Origin of the sequence: Streptomyces sp. WAC07094 (genome assembly GCF_036320405.1) — a bacterium.
GTDB lineage: Bacteria > Actinomycetota > Actinomycetes > Streptomycetales > Streptomycetaceae > Streptomyces > Streptomyces lannensis.
This window is the reverse complement of sequence record NZ_JAVMJZ010000001.1, coordinates 7118435-7132918: the sequence shown is the minus strand read 5'-3', so window position 1 is coordinate 7132918 and position 14484 is coordinate 7118435. Positions and strand designations below refer to the sequence as shown.

Genomic DNA, 14484 nt, shown 5'->3' with positions numbered 1-14484 from the left:
TGATTTTCCGACGCCTGTACGTGAAGATCCCTTCCTGACGACAAGCCCCCGCCACCCGCGGCGGGGCGGTCCGGGCGGACGCCGAGTCCTGCCGCCGCCCGGACGACCGGTCGACAGGAGTGGATCGGCAGGAGTGGAGGACCCGGCAAGGCGGGCCGTCCGAGAGAGATCCGGACGGTCCTTGGGGTGAAGCCGCGTGAGCGGCCGGGCTACTTCGCCAGCCCGAATCCGACAGGTCATCCTTCACAGGCGGCTGACGAAGGGTTGCGCATGACTGCGCTCAATCGTGTCCCGTCGCTGTTGACCCGGGCCGGCACCGCCTCGGCCCTCACCCTCGCCGCCGTCGGCGGCAGCATCACCGTCCCCGGTCTCAGCGCCGACGCGGCCGCCGCTTCCCTGGCGACGAAGGCTCTCCAGGTCGCGGCGGCGAAGAGGGGCGCCCCGTACCAGTACGGCGCCACCGGGCCACGTCGCTTCGACTGCTCGGGGCTCACGCTGTACGCGTTCAAGAAGGCGGGCAAGAAGCTGCCCCGCACGGCCGCGGCACAGTACAACAGGACGCACCACATCTCCGCCTCCCGGCGCAGGGCCGGAGACCTGGTGTTCTTCCACTCGGGTCGGAACGTCTACCACGTCGGCATCTACGCCGGGAAGGGAAGGATCTGGCATTCACCGAAGACCGGTGACGTCGTGAGGCTCCAGAAGCTCTGGACGAAGCGCGTCTGGTACGGCCGGGTCGGCTGACCCGTCCGGTGGGGTGGCGGCGCGACACGCCGCCACCCCACCCGCGCGTGAGGCGGTCCGGAGCGGTTACTCGTTGACCATGGCCGACCGATCCCCTCACGACGAACGGAACGAGACGCCGCTGGAGCGCGCCGATCGGAACTTCGCCGAGCTGCTGCAGGAACTGCGCGTCATCCAGACGGGCGTGCAGATCCTCTTCGCCTTCCTGCTCACCCTGGCCTTCACCCAGCGCTTCCCGTCCCTCGACACCGCCCAGCGCACCACATACGTCTGCACCCTCCTGCTCTCCATGCTGGCCGCGGCGCTGTTCATGGCACCCGCCGCGCTGCACCGCACGCTGTTCCAGCAGCACGCCAAGCAGGCCATCGTGCGGATCTCGTCCCGTCTGGCCGCAGCGGGACTGGTGGTCCTCACGCTCGCGTTCACCGGGTCGGTGCTGCTGGTGGTGGATGTGTCCCTCGGCCGCGCCGCCGGTGTCGCGGCCGCCGCGGGCACCTTCGCGGTCTGCGCCGGGCTGTGGCGGATCCTGCCCCGGCTGGTCCAGCGGGCCGTCGTCAGATCAGCAACGGCTCCAGAACGAGCAGCAGGCCCAGAGCGGTCAGAGCACTCCCGGTGACCGCCTCCAGCGCTCGTGCCGTGCGAGGGCTGCGCAGCCACCTGCCGAGCCTGTCGACCAGCAGCGCCACGACCGGGAACCACACCAGGGCGAGCACAAGGACGATCAGCGCGAGCTCCAGGGTCCGGGGAAGCGCGGGGCTGCCCGCGGGCACGAACTGCGGCAGCAGGCTCAAGAACGTGAGGGAGGCCTTCGGGTTGAGGGCGTTGGTCACGAACCCCTGCCACAGGGGCCGCCCCGAAGATGCCTCCTGTTCCGACTGCTGCGGCGCGGCGGCGCGACGCGGGCGCCTCGCCGCACCCAGCGCCCGCACACCCAGATACAGGACGTAGGCCCCGCCGAGCAGTTGGAGGGTGCGGAACAGCCCGGGCACGGCCACCAGCACCGTCGCGACCCCGGCGACCGCAAGCGTGGTGTGGATGAGCAACCCGGCCGCGATCCCCAGGGCGCACGCGACCCCGGCCCGCCGGGAGATCAAGGCGTTGCGCACGACGACGGTGAAGTCGGCACCCGGCATGGTGACCATGGCTGCGGCGACCCCGGTGAAGGCGACGAGCTGTGTGTCCATGCGCACCACCCTGCCGGGAGTGAGCCTTCAGCAGGTATATGGAATATCCTGGGTCTGCCTTAAGCATTTCTTTGGTCTCGTCGATCCATGGAACCCAAGGGGCGCACGTGTACGACCCGACCCGGCTCGCGGCGCTGGTGGCGGTGGCCGAGGCCGGTTCGATCACCCGGGCCGCCGAGCGGCTCGGCTACACCGCGCCCGCGCTCTCCCAGCAGCTGACCAAACTGGAACGCGACGCGGGAACGGCGCTGCTGGTACGCCACGCCCGCGGCACGCGGCTGACCGGCGCGGGCGAGGTGCTGGTGGTGCGGGCCCGACGTGTACTGGACGAACTGGAGCGGGCGCGGCACGAACTGGCACGCCTGGCGGGCCTCGCGGGTGGCATGCTACGGCTCGGCACCTTCCCCACCGCGGGAATCCATCTGCTGCCGCCGGCGCTGAGCGCCTTCCGCCGGGCCTATCCGGACGTCGAACTGGCGGTCGCGGACTACGACCCGCCGACCGGGGTGCACGCCGTCGCGGCGGGCGACATCGATCTGGCACTCACGCACACCTACGAGCCCGCCGAACCCGTGCCGCTGCCGGCCTCGGTGTCCCTGGAACCGGTACTGGTGGAAGAGCTGGTGCTGGTCACGAGCCCCGGCCACGCACTCACCGCGGACGCCTCACGGCTGCCGCCCGCCGAGCTCGCCGGGCAGCCGCTGATCAGCATGGCGCCCCGGCACCCGGCCAGGCAGGGCGTGGAGGCCGCCCTCGCCGCTGCCGGAGCCACGCCGTCGGTGGTGGTGGAGACACCCGGATACGCCGTGGTGTGCGCCCTGGTCAGTGCGGGACTCGGGGTGGCGGTGGTGCCGGAGATGGTGGCCAGGACCGCGGCGACACCGGTGGGGTCGCGTCACCTGGAACCGGGCACCCTGCGCCGTACGATCTCGGTCGTCTACCGCACCGACGAGGCGGCACCCGCGGCCGACGCCTTCCGGGCGCTGTTGCGCGGCGCCTTCGGCCGCGCTGCCCGGCATGTCTGAGGAGGTGCCGCGTCGGGCCCTGCGGTCCGGTCCGGGCACGGCCCACCACCGCTTCAAGGTTCCTGCTGGCCGACGGCCGTGACCGACTGCACCGGTGCGGCCCACGGCAGTTCGATCGCCACCGTCTTGCCTCCCTCGCGGGTGGGCCGCACGGTCAGTCTGCCGCCGTGCTCCGCGGTCAGCCAGCGGATGATCACCATGCCGCGGCCGTTGTCCTGCTGCACGGCCGCGGGCAGTCGCTTGGGGAAGCGCGGATGGCTGTCGGTGACCCCGATGCGCAGCAATTCGTCCCGGTCGAGCACGATGTCGACCGTGAACGTGGGGGACTGACCGAGGGTGTGCTGCACCGCGTTGGTGGCGAGTTCGGAGACGATGAGGCGTACGGTGTCGGCGACTTCCGTGTCGCTCGGCAGTCCCCATTCGGCGAGGACGTTCGAAACATATTGTCGGGCGGCGGAGACCGAGGCGGGATCGCTCGGCAGAGTGACGGATGCTTCCTGATGGTCTGCCATGGCGACGTCGTCCCTTTCCCTCGGGACCGGAGTCCGACACGGAGCGGTTGGTTCAGTAACGGTCCCGGACTTGGTGCTGCGCGCCACACTGCCATCACCAGGGCCCCATCGGGTGCGATCCCTCGAGATATGCATATATCTGTCGCCCGAAGCGGTGAACTCTCCGACGACCGACCGTATTTGGGTGAGTGTCGGGCGCATCCTCTACCGTCGCCGTGAAAACCGCGCGCCATGCGGAGGGAGTCGGCCGTGCAGTACGGACCAGCGGTGCGTCGTCGCAAACTCGGTACCGAATTACGTGCCCTGCGGACCGGGGCGGGGCTCACGAGTGGTGAGGCCGCGTCTCTCGTCGGCTGGCACCAGTCGAAGGTGAGCCGGATCGAGACGGGTTCCAGCGGTGTGAAACCGACCGACGTGCGTCTGCTGCTGGACGCGTACGGCGCCGAGGACCCCGAGCTGCGCGAACTGCTGCTCGTACTGGCCGGCTCCGAGGACGGCGGCGGGCGGCAGAACTGGTGGCACGCGTACCGCGGAGTGCTGCCGCCGACCTACCGCGACTTCATCAGCCTGGAGTCGCAGGCGAGCGGGATGCGCACGCTGGAGACCTCCGTGGTGCCGGGGCTGCTGCAGACGCCCGAATACGCGCGCGCCGTCACCCGGGCCGCCGTGGGCGCGCTTCAGGATGCGGAACTGGACACCCTGGTGGAGGTGCGGCTGGCCCGCCAGGACGTACTGCGGGCGGATCCCCCGCTCGAACTGTCCGCCGTGCTGGACGAGGCGGTGCTGCGCCGGGTGGTCGGGGGGCCGCAGGTGATGGCACACCAGTTGCGGCGGCTCCGGGACGCCGCCCGACTGCCGCAGGTGCGGCTACAGGTCCTGCCGTTCGCCGCCGGCGCGCACATCGGGGTCACCGGTCCTTTCGTAATCTTCTCATTTCCGAGCAGATCTGATCTGGATGTCGTCGTTCTCGACCACTTGACGAGTAGCCTCTACCTCGAGCGGAAAGAAGACCTCCAGGCCTACAGCGAGGCCTTCGACGCCCTTCAGATCCACGCCCTTTCACCCGAGGACTCGTTGGATTACATCGCCGCGTTGGCCGGCGAAGCATAAGGAGGCACCATGTCAGCACTGCCTCGGCACATCGACGCCAGTACCTCCCTGCACGGCGTGCGATGGCTGCGCAGCAGCCGGAGTACGGGAATGAACAACTGCGTGGAGACCGCGCGGCCGACCGCCGGGCGCTGGACCGGACTTGTGGCCGTGCGCGACTCGAAGAACGTGACCGGCCCCGCCCTGCTGTTCACCCCCGACGCCTGGGAGGAGTTTCTGACCGGACTGAGTTGATCACCTTCGAAGCAACTCGGTCATATATCAGCCAATTTTCCGCTGATTTCCGAGTCACTTCCGTAGCGATTTCTCCCTCACGACTGCGTACGACTCCCGGCGCACCACCCGTACGACACGCGACGCACGGCCGTTTCGCCGACTCACGGCCGCGTCTCGCCGATCACACGTACGGCGCGCTCGACCTGCTCATCGGTGAGGTCGGCGCGAGCGGTCAGTCGCAGCCGTGAAATCCCGTCGGGCACCGACGGTGGGCGGAAACAGCCGACGGCGAGCCCCGCCGAGCGGCAGTCCGCCGCCCACCGTAGGGCCAGTTCGGGCGAGGGCGCCCGCACGGAGACCACGGCGGCGTCCGGCCGCACCGCCTCATGGCCCTCGGCCGCGAGGCGTGCGTACAGCGTCGCCGCCACCGCGCGGGCCCGCTGTGCACGCTCGGGCTCGCGGCCCAGCAGGCGCAGCGCCGCGAGCGCCGCGCCCGCCGCGGCCGGGGCGAGCCCGGTGTCGAAGATGAACGTCCGGGCCGCGTTGACCAGATGGTCGATCACCCGCGCGGGCCCCAGGACGGCGCCGCCCTGACTGCCCAGCGACTTCGACAGGGTCACGGTCACCACCACGTCGGGTGCGCCCGCGAGGCCCGCCGCGTGCGCGGCACCCCGTCCGCCGGCACCGAGCACCCCGAGTCCATGGGCGTCGTCGACGATCAAACCGGCTTCGAACTCACGGCAGACAGACGCCAGTTCGGCCAGGGGAGCCGCGTCGCCGTCGACCGAGAAAACGGTGTCGGACACCGCGACGGCAGGCCCGCGGTGGGTGTCCAGTGCCTTACGGGTCGCCTGGGGATCGGCGTGCGCGACGACCTGGGTGGTGCCCCGCGCGAGTCGGCAGCCGTCGATGAGCGAGGCGTGGTTGCCCGCGTCGGAGACGATCAGGGAACCGTGCGGCGCGAGTGCGGTGACCGCCGCGAGGTTGGCGGCATATCCGGAGGAGAAGACAAGAGCCGACTCGAAACCGCAGAACTCCGCGAGCTCGCGCTCCAGATCGCCGTGCAGTTCGGTGGTTCCGGTGACGAGCCGGGAGCCGGTCGAGCCGCCGCCCCACACCCGGGCCGCCTCCGCCGCCGCCCCGGTGGTCTCCGGGTGGCGTGCCAGACCCAGGTAGTCGTTGCTCGCCAGGTCGAGGAGCGGGGAGTCGGCGGCGCGGGGGCGCAGCGTGCGCACGAGTCCCGCCCGGCGGCGTGCCCGGGCCTGGTCGTCGATCCAGCCGAACGCCATGGGTCCTCCGGGTCTTTTGTAGGCAGTGCACAGACACTAGCGGGACGACCAGCCGCCCAGGGTGTGGCAATACCCACACGTCGAACGGAGTCTGTTGTGCGAAGTCTCCTTGGCCCGGACCCCTCGGGTAGGACAGGATCGGCTTCCATGGACCTGCTGAACACGCTGGTGGACAAGGGGTTGCGGCGCGAGACGCCGACCCGCGAGGAGGCTCTGGCCGTCCTCGCCACTTCCGACGACGACGTGCTCGATGTGGTGGCCGCGGCCGGCAAGGTGCGCCGTCACTGGTTCGGCCGGCGGGTGAAACTCAACTATCTCGTCAACCTCAAGTCCGGTCTGTGCCCCGAGGACTGCTCCTACTGTTCCCAGCGGCTCGGTTCGCAGGCCGGGATCCTCAAGTACACCTGGCTCAAGCCCGACGAGGCCTCCCGGGCCGCGGCGGCCGGTGTCGCGGGCGGGGCCAAACGGGTGTGCCTGGTGGCGAGCGGCCGCGGGCCCACCGACCGGGACGTGGACCGGGTCTCCGACACCATCAGGACGATCAAGGAGCAGAACGAGGGCGTCGAGGTGTGCGCCTGCCTCGGCCTGCTCTCCGACGGCCAGGCCGAACGGCTGCGCTCGGCCGGCGCCGACGCCTACAACCACAACCTCAACACGTCCGAGGCGACGTACGGGGGCATCACCACCACCCACACCTACGCCGACCGTGTCGACACGGTCAACAAGGCCCACGCCGCCGGCCTGTCGGCCTGCTCGGGGCTGATCGCCGGTATGGGCGAGAGCGACGAGGACCTGGTCGACGTGGTCTTCGCACTGCGGGAACTGGACCCCGACTCCGTTCCGGTGAACTTCCTGATCCCCTTCGAGGGCACCCCGCTCGCCAAGGAGTGGAACCTCACCCCGCAGCGGTGTCTGCGGATCCTCGCGATGGTGCGGTTCGTGTGCCCCGATGTGGAGGTGCGTATCGCGGGAGGGCGCGAGGTCCATCTCCGCACGCTCCAGCCGCTCGCCCTGCACCTGGCCAACTCCGTCTTCCTGGGCGACTACCTGACCAGCGAGGGCCAGGCGGGCCGGGCCGATCTGGAGATGATCGCGGACGCCGGGTTCGAGGTGGAGGACACTGACCGGCTGACGCTGCCCGAGCACCGTCTGCCCGGTGGCTGCGGGTCCCACGGCGGCGCCGGATGCGGAGCCCACGAAGGCACGGGGTGCGGGGCCCACGAGGACGGTGTCGCCGGTGCTTCCGACTCGGCGCCGCAGGCCGGCGAGCCCCGCACCGATCTCGTCGCCGTCCGCCGCCGGGGCGCCGGAACGGATCTCGCACCCAATGCCTGACCTGTCCGTGGACGAGCTGCTGGCGATCGACCGGCAGCACGTCTGGCACCCGTACGGTCCCATGCCCGGCCGGCAGGAGCCGCTCGTCGTGGAGTCGGCTAGCGGAGTGCGCCTGCGTCTGGCCGACGGCTCCGGCGAACTGGTCGACGGCATGTCGTCGTGGTGGTCGGCCATCCACGGCTACAACCACCCGGTGCTGAACGAGGCCGTGCACGAACAGCTGACGCGGATGAGCCATGTGATGTTCGGCGGGCTCACCCATGAGCCCGCCGTCCGGCTGGCGAAGCTCCTTGTCGACATGTCGCCCGACGGTCTCGAGCACGTCTTCCTCGCGGACTCCGGATCCGTCTCGGTCGAGGTCGCGGTCAAGATGTGCCTGCAGTACTGGCGTTCGCTCGGCCGCCCCGCCAAGCAGCGGTTGATGACCTGGCGGGGCGGCTACCACGGCGACACCTGGCACCCGATGTCCGTGTGCGACCCCGAGGGCGGGATGCACGAGCTGTGGCGGGGCGTCCTGCCGCAGCAGCTCTTCGCCGAGGCACCGCCGGCCGCCTACGAGGAGTCCTACGCCGACCTGTTGCGCGACATGATCGCCCGTCACGCCGACGAACTGGCCGCGGTGATCGTCGAGCCCGTGGTGCAGGGCGCCGGGGGCATGCGGTTCCACTCCCCCGCCTATCTGCGGGTGCTGCGCGAGGCGTGCGACGCGCACGACGTCCTGCTGGTGTTCGACGAGATCGCCACCGGGTTCGGCCGCACGGGCGCGCTGTTCGCCGCGGACCATGCGGCGGTGACCCCGGACGTGATGTGCGTGGGCAAGGCCCTGACCGGCGGCTACCTGACCCTGGCGGCGACGCTGTGCACCCCGCGCGTGGCCGACGGGATCTCCCGGGGAGAGGTGCCGGTGCTCGCGCACGGGCCCACCTTCATGGGAAACCCGTTGGCGGCCGCGGTGGCCTGTGCCTCGATCGAACTGCTGCTCGGCCAGGACTGGCACGCGGAGGTCAAACGGATCGAGACCGGTCTCACGGAGGGGCTCGCGGAGGCGGCGGCGGTCCCGGGCGTGCGTGACGTGCGGATCCTCGGCGCCATCGGGGTCGTACAGCTCGACCACGAGGTGGACATGGCGGCCGCCACCCGGGCGGCGGTGCGGGAGGGCGTCTGGCTGCGCCCGTTCCGCGACCTCGTCTACACGATGCCGCCCTATGTCACGGGGGATGCGGACGTGGCACGGATCGCGCGCGGAATGTGCGCGGCGGCACGGGAGGGCTGAGATGTCGGTACTGGTGATCACGGGGACCGGCACCGAGGTCGGCAAGACCGTGACGACGGCTGCCGTCGCCGCGGCCGCCGTCGCCGCGGGCCGGTCGGTGGCCGTCCTCAAGCCCGCGCAGACGGGGGTACGGCCCGACGAACGCGGGGACGCCGACGAGGTGGCCCGGCTCGCCGGCGCCGTGACGACCCGGGAACTGGCGCGCTTTCCGGAGCCGTTGGCCCCGGCCACCGCGGCACGACGGGCGGGCATGCGGGCCGTGCGGCCGCACGACGTGGCCGAGGCGGCCTCCGAACTGGCCGCCGGGCACGACCTCGTGCTCGTCGAGGGGGCCGGCGGACTGCTGGTGCGGTTCGACGACGAGGGCGGAACCCTGGCGGACGCGGCCCGGCTGCTGGCGGCTCCGGTGCTCGTGGTCGCTGCGGCGGGCCTCGGCACACTGAACTCCACCGAGCTGACGGCACGTGAACTGCGGCAGCGGGGCCTCGAGCTGGCGGGCGTGGTCATCGGCAGCTGGCCCGTCGCGGCCGATCTCGCCTCACGGTGCAATCTCGCGGACCTGCCCGTGGTCACGGAGTCACCCCTGCTCGGTGCGCTGCCCGCCGGAGCGGGGGCGCATCCGCCGGCCGGTTTCCGCGCCGCGGCACCGGGGTGGCTGGCACCGCGACTGAGCGGGACATGGGACGCGGGCGCGTTCACCTCGGAGTTCGCGTCGTAGCGTGGCCGGCGTTCGTGTCGCGCCACCTGGCGGCGGGCGCGACACGGCAATGGTTCACCCTTCGCCGCGGGAACAGGCGGGCGTGTGCCCGGTGTGTCCGGGGGAGAATCCCGGTATCGCCCGCCCTCCGGGAGGCCCGTCATGCCGCCTCGCGCAGCCCAGGACATCGTTCACCACCCGCTGTTCGCACGCTTCTACGCCCGCTGCAGCGTGGCTGCCGAACGCACCGTCGGCCCGCACCGGGACGAACTCCTCGCCGGTCTGTCGGGGCGGGTGATCGAGATCGGCGCGGGCAACGGTCTGAACTTCGCGCACTACCCGCGCACCGTGTCCGAGGTGGTCGCCATCGAACCGGAGCGTGCGCTGAGGCAGTTGGCGGCGACCGCGGCCCTGCGCGCCGACGTGCCGGTGGACGTGGTGCCCGGCGCCGCGGAGGCCCTGCCGGTCAAGAGCGAGGCCTTCGACGCCGCCGTCGCCTCGCTGGTGCTGTGCAGCGTGCGGGATCTCGCGCGTGCGCTGACCGAGATACGGCGGGTGCTGCGTCCGGGTGGGGAGCTGCGGTTCTTCGAACACGGCCGGGGCGGCGGGCGCATGATGAAGGTGACCCAGCAAGCGCTGGACCGCACCGTGTGGCCGCGGCTCTTCGGCAACTGCCACGTCGGCCGGGACCCGATCGCCGCGATCAGGTCGGCCGGCTTCGAACCGGGCCCCTACCGCCAGGTGCTGGTTCCGGAGAAGGGGCCCCGGCTGCCTTCCTCGTACTGCGTCCTGGGCACGGCACGGCGGCCCGGCGCCGAGTAGTCAAAGGCTCCACTGGCGCAGTTCCCGCGCGATGTCGTGCACCGACGCCTCACCGCCCTTGACCAGCCGGGCGAGGTCGCGCACCTGTTCCGCAGAGGTGACGACCTTGACGCCGCTGGCCACCAGATAGCCGTAGGCGACGGCGGAGGCGAACAGTGCGTTGGACCGCTCCAGCGCCGGGACATGCAGCAGGAGTTGGAGGAGGGCGGCGGCGCGCGCGTAGGGGCCGTCGTAGACCGGGACGCCGAATATCTCCGCGTCGTGCCGGCTCACCGCGGCGACCAGCGCGCCCCAGTCGGTGACCTGCGGGTCGCCCGGTGTCTTCTGTTCTGCGACCATCAGCAGCCAGGCGAGGTCGATGGAGAGGTCGTTCAACGGTTCAGTGACGACCTTCGCTCCGGTGCGCGCCCGAACTCTCACCCTGGGCGGCGCCGAACTCCTCCGCGAAGACCGACTCGTACTGCTTCATGAAGTCGGCGGCGGCCTCGACGAACGTATGGCCGGCCTCTCCGGTGTCCTGCCGGACCAGCTCCTCTATGTACCGGTTGACGCTCATGCCGCGCTCCAGGGCACGCTCACGGGCGGCTCGGGCGGTGTCCTCGTCCACCCGCACGTTCAGCTGGGTCTTCGCCATACCTCGACGCTAGCGCGACCGTGCTAGCACCGGCAAGGGGGCGGCGGGTCTCCACCGCAGGGTGGAAGGTGCCCCTTACACCGGCCTCAGGGGCACGACCTTCGGTGGAGAGGCGTCTGGACTTCGGGGGGATACCGGGTGTGCGCCGCGTCACACTACGCTCTGCGGAGAGGGAGACCGGAACGTGGGGACGTCCACCAACGAGGAGGCGGTCTTGTCCACTGCTGCTGCCGAGCACGCCCGGGGCCGCCCGGAGGCGGACGGCACCGCCGCTCGCGCCCGGGGCCTGACGAAGGCGTACGGTTCGGGCGAGACGACGGTGCTCGCCCTCGACGCGGTCGACGTGGACATCGCCCGCGGCCGCTTCACCGCCGTCATGGGCCCCTCGGGATCGGGGAAGTCCACGCTGATGCACTGCCTGGCCGGGCTCGACACCGTCTCGGCCGGACAGGTGTGGCTGGGCGACACCGAGATCACCGGGCTGAAGGACCGCGAGCTGACACGACTGCGCCGGGACCGGATCGGGTTCATGTTCCAGTCGTTCAATCTGATCCCCACCCTGAACGCGGCCGAGAACATCACGCTCCCCATGGACATCGCGGGTCAGAAGCCCGACCCGAAGTGGCTGGACCAGGTGATCGACACACTGGGGCTGCGGGACCGGCTGACACACCGCCCGGCACAGCTGTCGGGCGGGCAGCAGCAGCGTGTCGCCTGCGCAAGGGCACTCGCCTCACGCCCCGAACTGATCTTCGCGGACGAGCCGACGGGCAACCTCGACTCCCGAGCCGGGCTGGAGGTGCTCGGCTTTCTTCGGGAGGCGGTGGACGCACTGGGGCAGACCGTCGTCATGGTCACGCACGACCCCGGCGCGGCCGCCCACTCCGACCTCGTGCTCTTCCTGGCGGACGGGCGGATCGTGGACGAGATGGAGCGGCCCACGGCGGAGGCGGTGCTCGAACGGATGAAGCGGTTCGACACGATCCGGGCGGCCTTCGGCGACGCGTCCGGCCCCGGGGACTGATTCCGCCGTGCTCAAGGCGACTCTGCGCAGCTTCCTCGCGCACAAGGGACGGCTCGCGCTCTCGGCGCTCGCCATCGTCCTGTCCGTGGCGTTCGTCGCCGGCAGCCTGATCTTCTCGGACACGGTCACCCGGACGTTCGACCGGCTGTTCGCCTCCACGGCGGCCGACGTGACGGTGAGTCCCAAGGAGGATCTGACCTCGCAGATCCCGTCCGGGGTGACGCCGACGCTTCCCGCCTCGCTCGCCGCGCGGATCGCCGGGGTCGACGGCGTCGCCGCTACCCATGTGGACGCCTCCGTCACCAACCTCACGGTCGTCGACAGCAGGAACGACCCGGTGGGACCCACGACCGGCGCCCCCACCATCGCCAAGAACTGGTACGTCACCGAGCGCAGCCCGGTCGAACTCACCTCCGGACATGCGCCGCAGGGCCCCGGCGAGGCACTCCTGGACGCCGACACCGCCCGGCACAAGCACGTGGCGATCGGCGACACGCTCACGATCCTGGCCCGGCCCGGCTCGTTCAGGGTGCGGGTCGTCGGCATCGCCACCTTCACGACCACCAATCCCGGCGCCGCCCTGGTCTTCCTGGACACCCCGACCGCCCAGAGCAGGCTGCTGGGCAGTCCCGATGCGGCCACGAGCATCGCGGTCGACGCGGCGCCCGGCGTCGGCGACGCCCGGCTCAAGCAACGGATCGCGAACCGGCTCGGCTCCCCCGCCTACGACGTGAAGACCGCGAGCGAACAGGCCAAGTCCGACACCGACCAACTCGGTGCGTTCCTGGACGTGATCAAGTACGTGATGCTGGGGTTCGCCGGCATCGCGGTGCTCGTGGGCGTGTTCCTCATCGTCAACACGTTCTCCATGCTCATCGCCCAGCGCACCCGCGAACTGGGACTGCTGCGCGCCCTGGGCGCCGACCGGCGGCAGGTGCGCCGGTCGGTGCTCACGGAGGCGCTGCTGCTCGGCGTGGTCGGCTCCACGCTGGGGCTGGCCGCGGGCATCGGGCTCGCTGCCGCGCTGATCCGGCTGATGAGCGCGTTCGGCATGAATCTGAAGTCCACCGAGATGGTGATCGGCTGGACGACCCCGGTCGCCGCGTATGTGGTCGGGGTCGGGGTGACCTTCGTGGCCGCCTACCTCCCGGCGCGGCGCGCGGCGGGCGTGTCCCCCATGGCGGCCCTCGCCGACGCCGAGGTCGCGGGCGTCGGCCGGCCGCTCAAACTGCGCGCCGTGGCGGGGGCGGTCGTCGGCGCGCTCGGTGCGGCCGCGCTGGCGGGGTGCGCCCGGGCGACGAAGACCGCGCCCGCGGCCTCCCTGCTGGGACTGGGGGTCGTCCTCACCCTCGTCGCGACCGTCATCGCGGGACCGCTGCTCGTGCGACCGGTGATCCGTGTGCTGGGCGGCGCCTTCCCGGCCCTGTTCGGTTCGGTGGGACGGATGAGCCAGCGCAACGCCCTGCGCAACCCGCGGCGCACCGGCGCCACCGCGTCGGCGCTGATGGTGGGACTCGCGCTGGTGGGCGGGATGTCGGTGGCCAGCGCATCCATGTCCACGTCGTTCGACCAGCAGATCGACAAGACGCTGGGCGCCGACTTCGTGGTGCAGAACAGCAACTTCCAGCCCTTCCCGCAGGAGATCACCGCACGGGTCCGCGCCACGGAGGGCGTGGGACTCGTGGTGCGCCAGCGATTCACGCCCGTCGCCGTGCGGCTGCCGGACGGCAGGCGCGTCGAGTCGACGGCCGCCGGCTACGACCCGCGGCTCGACGACGTCGCCCACATCGCCTACACCCGGGGCGACACCGCCGCCGCGCTCGCGGACGGGTCCCTCGCGATGGACAGGAAGTTCGCGTCGAGTCACGGTGTCCGTGTCGGCAGCACGATCCCCGTCACGTTCCCGGCGGGGCGGCGCGCCGATCTCAGGGTCGGTGCGCTCACCGACCAGGGCGGATCCGGCGGCTTCGGCACCCAGGGCGGGCTCTACTTCGGGATGGCGACGCTCCAGAAGTACGTTCCGGACGGGCAGGACTCGGGCCTGTACGTCAATGCCGCTCCCGGCACCCCCAAGGACGAGTTGCGCTCCCGGCTGGAGAGGACCCTCGACCCGTACCCCCAGGTCCAGGTCCGCGACCAGGCCGACTACAAGAAGCTGGTGCACGACCAGATCGCCGTGCTGCTCTATCTCGTCTACGCCCTGCTCGGCCTGGCGATCGTCATCGCGGTGCTCGGGGTCGTCAACACCCTTGCCCTGTCGGTCGTCGAGCGCACCCGCGAGATCGGACTGCTGCGCGCGATCGGGCTCGCCCGCAGGCAGCTGCGGCGGATGATCCGGCTGGAGTCGGTGGTGATCGCCGTGTTCGGTGCCGTGCTCGGACTGGCGCTGGGGCTCGTGTGGGGTGTGTGCACCCAGCAGGTGCTCGCGTTGCAGGGGATGGAGGCCCTGGAGATCCCGTGGGGCACGATCGTCGCCGTGGTCGTGGGATCGGCGGTCGTGGGTGTGGTCGCGGCGCTGCTGCCCGCCCTGCGCGCGTCGCGCATGAATGTGCTGGCGGCGATCGCACACGAATGATGTACTCGGCACGTACTCAAGTCGCGTCCCGCTGAGGAGAGTTC

16 protein-coding genes and 1 riboswitch are annotated in these 14484 nt (G+C 71.2%); of the genes, 11 read left to right on the top strand and 5 right to left on the bottom strand.

Annotated features, from left to right (window positions below; translation table 11 throughout):
* The first annotated feature begins 69 nt into the window (after positions 1–69).
* Positions 70–267: riboswitch (cyclic di-AMP (ydaO/yuaA leader) on the top strand.
* 3 nt (positions 268–270) lie between these two features.
* Together RCR19_RS31765 and RCR19_RS31760 are read left to right on the top strand one after the other, a co-directional pair.
* Positions 271–744, top strand: coding sequence for a C40 family peptidase (locus RCR19_RS31765; protein WP_331268232.1), 474 nt, complete (start codon positions 271–273; stop codon positions 742–744).
* Between the two features lie 79 nt (positions 745–823).
* Complete coding sequence (locus RCR19_RS31760; protein WP_331268231.1) at positions 824–1360, top strand: DUF6328 family protein; 537 nt, start codon at positions 824–826, stop codon at positions 1358–1360.
* On the opposite strand, the gene RCR19_RS31755 is transcribed toward RCR19_RS31760, so the two are convergent.
* Positions 1299–1928: a LysE family translocator gene (locus tag RCR19_RS31755; protein ID WP_331268230.1), complete on the bottom strand. Its 630-nt coding sequence runs from the start codon at positions 1926–1928 to the stop codon at positions 1299–1301. The genes RCR19_RS31760 and RCR19_RS31755 overlap by 62 nt on opposite strands.
* Before the next feature lie 107 nt (positions 1929–2035).
* Here RCR19_RS31755 and RCR19_RS31750 point away from each other — a divergent pair, with 107 nt between their 5' ends.
* Positions 2036–2953 (top strand): LysR family transcriptional regulator, encoded by a 918-nt coding sequence (locus RCR19_RS31750; protein ID WP_331268229.1) that lies wholly within the window; start codon positions 2036–2038, stop codon positions 2951–2953.
* Positions 2954–3006: 53 nt separating this feature from the next.
* Here the strand turns inward: RCR19_RS31750 and RCR19_RS31745 are convergent, their stop codons facing one another.
* The gene (locus RCR19_RS31745; protein WP_331268228.1) at positions 3007–3465 is read right to left on the bottom strand and encodes an ATP-binding protein; all 459 of its coding nucleotides are present in this window, start codon (positions 3463–3465) and stop codon (positions 3007–3009) included.
* A gap of 249 nt (positions 3466–3714) precedes the next feature.
* Between RCR19_RS31745 and RCR19_RS31740 the strand changes: the two genes are divergently transcribed.
* Together RCR19_RS31740 and RCR19_RS31735 are read left to right on the top strand one after the other, a co-directional pair.
* Positions 3715–4575 carry a helix-turn-helix transcriptional regulator gene (locus RCR19_RS31740; RefSeq protein ID WP_220294970.1) on the top strand — a complete coding sequence of 287 codons (861 nt, stop codon included), beginning with the start codon at positions 3715–3717 and terminating at the stop codon, positions 4573–4575.
* A 9-nt stretch (positions 4576–4584) separates the two neighbouring features.
* Complete coding sequence (locus RCR19_RS31735; RefSeq protein ID WP_059126702.1) at positions 4585–4809, top strand: DUF397 domain-containing protein; 225 nt, start codon at positions 4585–4587, stop codon at positions 4807–4809.
* Positions 4810–4952: 143 nt separating this feature from the next.
* On the opposite strand, the gene RCR19_RS31730 is transcribed toward RCR19_RS31735, so the two are convergent.
* On the bottom strand, positions 4953–6080 hold the full coding sequence (locus RCR19_RS31730) for an 8-amino-7-oxononanoate synthase (protein ID WP_331268227.1): 1128 nt from the start codon (positions 6078–6080) through the stop codon (positions 4953–4955).
* 147 nt (positions 6081–6227) lie between these two features.
* Here RCR19_RS31730 and bioB point away from each other — a divergent pair, with 147 nt between their 5' ends.
* From bioB to RCR19_RS31710, 4 genes are all read left to right on the top strand, one after another.
* Positions 6228–7415, top strand: a complete 1188-nt coding sequence (gene bioB, locus RCR19_RS31725; RefSeq protein ID WP_331268226.1) for a biotin synthase BioB — start codon at positions 6228–6230, stop codon at positions 7413–7415.
* Positions 7408–8688, top strand: a complete 1281-nt coding sequence (locus RCR19_RS31720; RefSeq protein ID WP_331268225.1) for an adenosylmethionine--8-amino-7-oxononanoate transaminase — start codon at positions 7408–7410, stop codon at positions 8686–8688. The genes bioB and RCR19_RS31720 overlap by 8 nt, the downstream gene beginning before the upstream one ends.
* A gap of 1 nt (position 8689) precedes the next feature.
* Positions 8690–9406 (top strand): dethiobiotin synthase, encoded by a 717-nt coding sequence (gene bioD / locus RCR19_RS31715; protein ID WP_331268224.1) that lies wholly within the window; start codon positions 8690–8692, stop codon positions 9404–9406.
* Positions 9407–9547: 141 nt separating this feature from the next.
* Positions 9548–10207: a class I SAM-dependent methyltransferase gene (locus RCR19_RS31710; protein ID WP_331268223.1), complete on the top strand. Its 660-nt coding sequence runs from the start codon at positions 9548–9550 to the stop codon at positions 10205–10207.
* Here the strand turns inward: RCR19_RS31710 and RCR19_RS31705 are convergent, their stop codons facing one another.
* On the bottom strand, positions 10208–10582 hold the full coding sequence (locus tag RCR19_RS31705) for a fic family toxin-antitoxin system, toxin component (protein WP_331268222.1): 375 nt from the start codon (positions 10580–10582) through the stop codon (positions 10208–10210). It abuts the gene before it with no gap.
* 4 nt (positions 10583–10586) lie between these two features.
* Positions 10587–10841: a toxin-antitoxin system HicB family antitoxin gene (locus RCR19_RS31700; protein WP_059126695.1), complete on the bottom strand. Its 255-nt coding sequence runs from the start codon at positions 10839–10841 to the stop codon at positions 10587–10589.
* 214 nt (positions 10842–11055) lie between these two features.
* Here RCR19_RS31700 and RCR19_RS31695 point away from each other — a divergent pair, with 214 nt between their 5' ends.
* Together RCR19_RS31695 and RCR19_RS31690 are read left to right on the top strand one after the other, a co-directional pair.
* Positions 11056–11865, top strand: coding sequence for an ABC transporter ATP-binding protein (locus RCR19_RS31695; protein ID WP_331268221.1), 810 nt, complete (start codon positions 11056–11058; stop codon positions 11863–11865).
* Between the two features lie 7 nt (positions 11866–11872).
* Complete coding sequence (locus tag RCR19_RS31690) at positions 11873–14440, top strand: FtsX-like permease family protein (protein ID WP_331268220.1); 2568 nt, start codon at positions 11873–11875, stop codon at positions 14438–14440.
* Positions 14441–14484: the final 44 nt, after the last annotated feature.

What these genes read in the sequence shown, in the direction of transcription:
- RCR19_RS31745 (WP_331268228.1), bottom strand. Translation starts at nt 3,465, where the DNA reads ATGGCAGACCATCAGGAAGCATCCGTCACTCTGCCGAGCGATCCCGCC.
- RCR19_RS31760 (WP_331268231.1), top strand. Translation starts at nt 824, where the DNA reads ATGGCCGACCGATCCCCTCACGACGAACGGAACGAGACGCCGCTGGAG.
- RCR19_RS31765 (WP_331268232.1), top strand. Translation starts at nt 271, where the DNA reads ATGACTGCGCTCAATCGTGTCCCGTCGCTGTTGACCCGGGCCGGCACC.
- RCR19_RS31755 (WP_331268230.1), bottom strand. Translation starts at nt 1,928, where the DNA reads ATGGACACACAGCTCGTCGCCTTCACCGGGGTCGCCGCAGCCATGGTC.
- RCR19_RS31700 (WP_059126695.1), bottom strand. Translation starts at nt 10,841, where the DNA reads ATGGCGAAGACCCAGCTGAACGTGCGGGTGGACGAGGACACCGCCCGA.
- RCR19_RS31735 (WP_059126702.1), top strand. Translation starts at nt 4,585, where the DNA reads ATGTCAGCACTGCCTCGGCACATCGACGCCAGTACCTCCCTGCACGGC.
- RCR19_RS31730 (WP_331268227.1), bottom strand. Translation starts at nt 6,080, where the DNA reads ATGGCGTTCGGCTGGATCGACGACCAGGCCCGGGCACGCCGCCGGGCG.
- bioD (WP_331268224.1), top strand. Translation starts at nt 8,690, where the DNA reads ATGTCGGTACTGGTGATCACGGGGACCGGCACCGAGGTCGGCAAGACC.
- RCR19_RS31710 (WP_331268223.1), top strand. Translation starts at nt 9,548, where the DNA reads ATGCCGCCTCGCGCAGCCCAGGACATCGTTCACCACCCGCTGTTCGCA.
- bioB (WP_331268226.1), top strand. Translation starts at nt 6,228, where the DNA reads ATGGACCTGCTGAACACGCTGGTGGACAAGGGGTTGCGGCGCGAGACG.
- RCR19_RS31720 (WP_331268225.1), top strand. Translation starts at nt 7,408, where the DNA reads ATGCCTGACCTGTCCGTGGACGAGCTGCTGGCGATCGACCGGCAGCAC.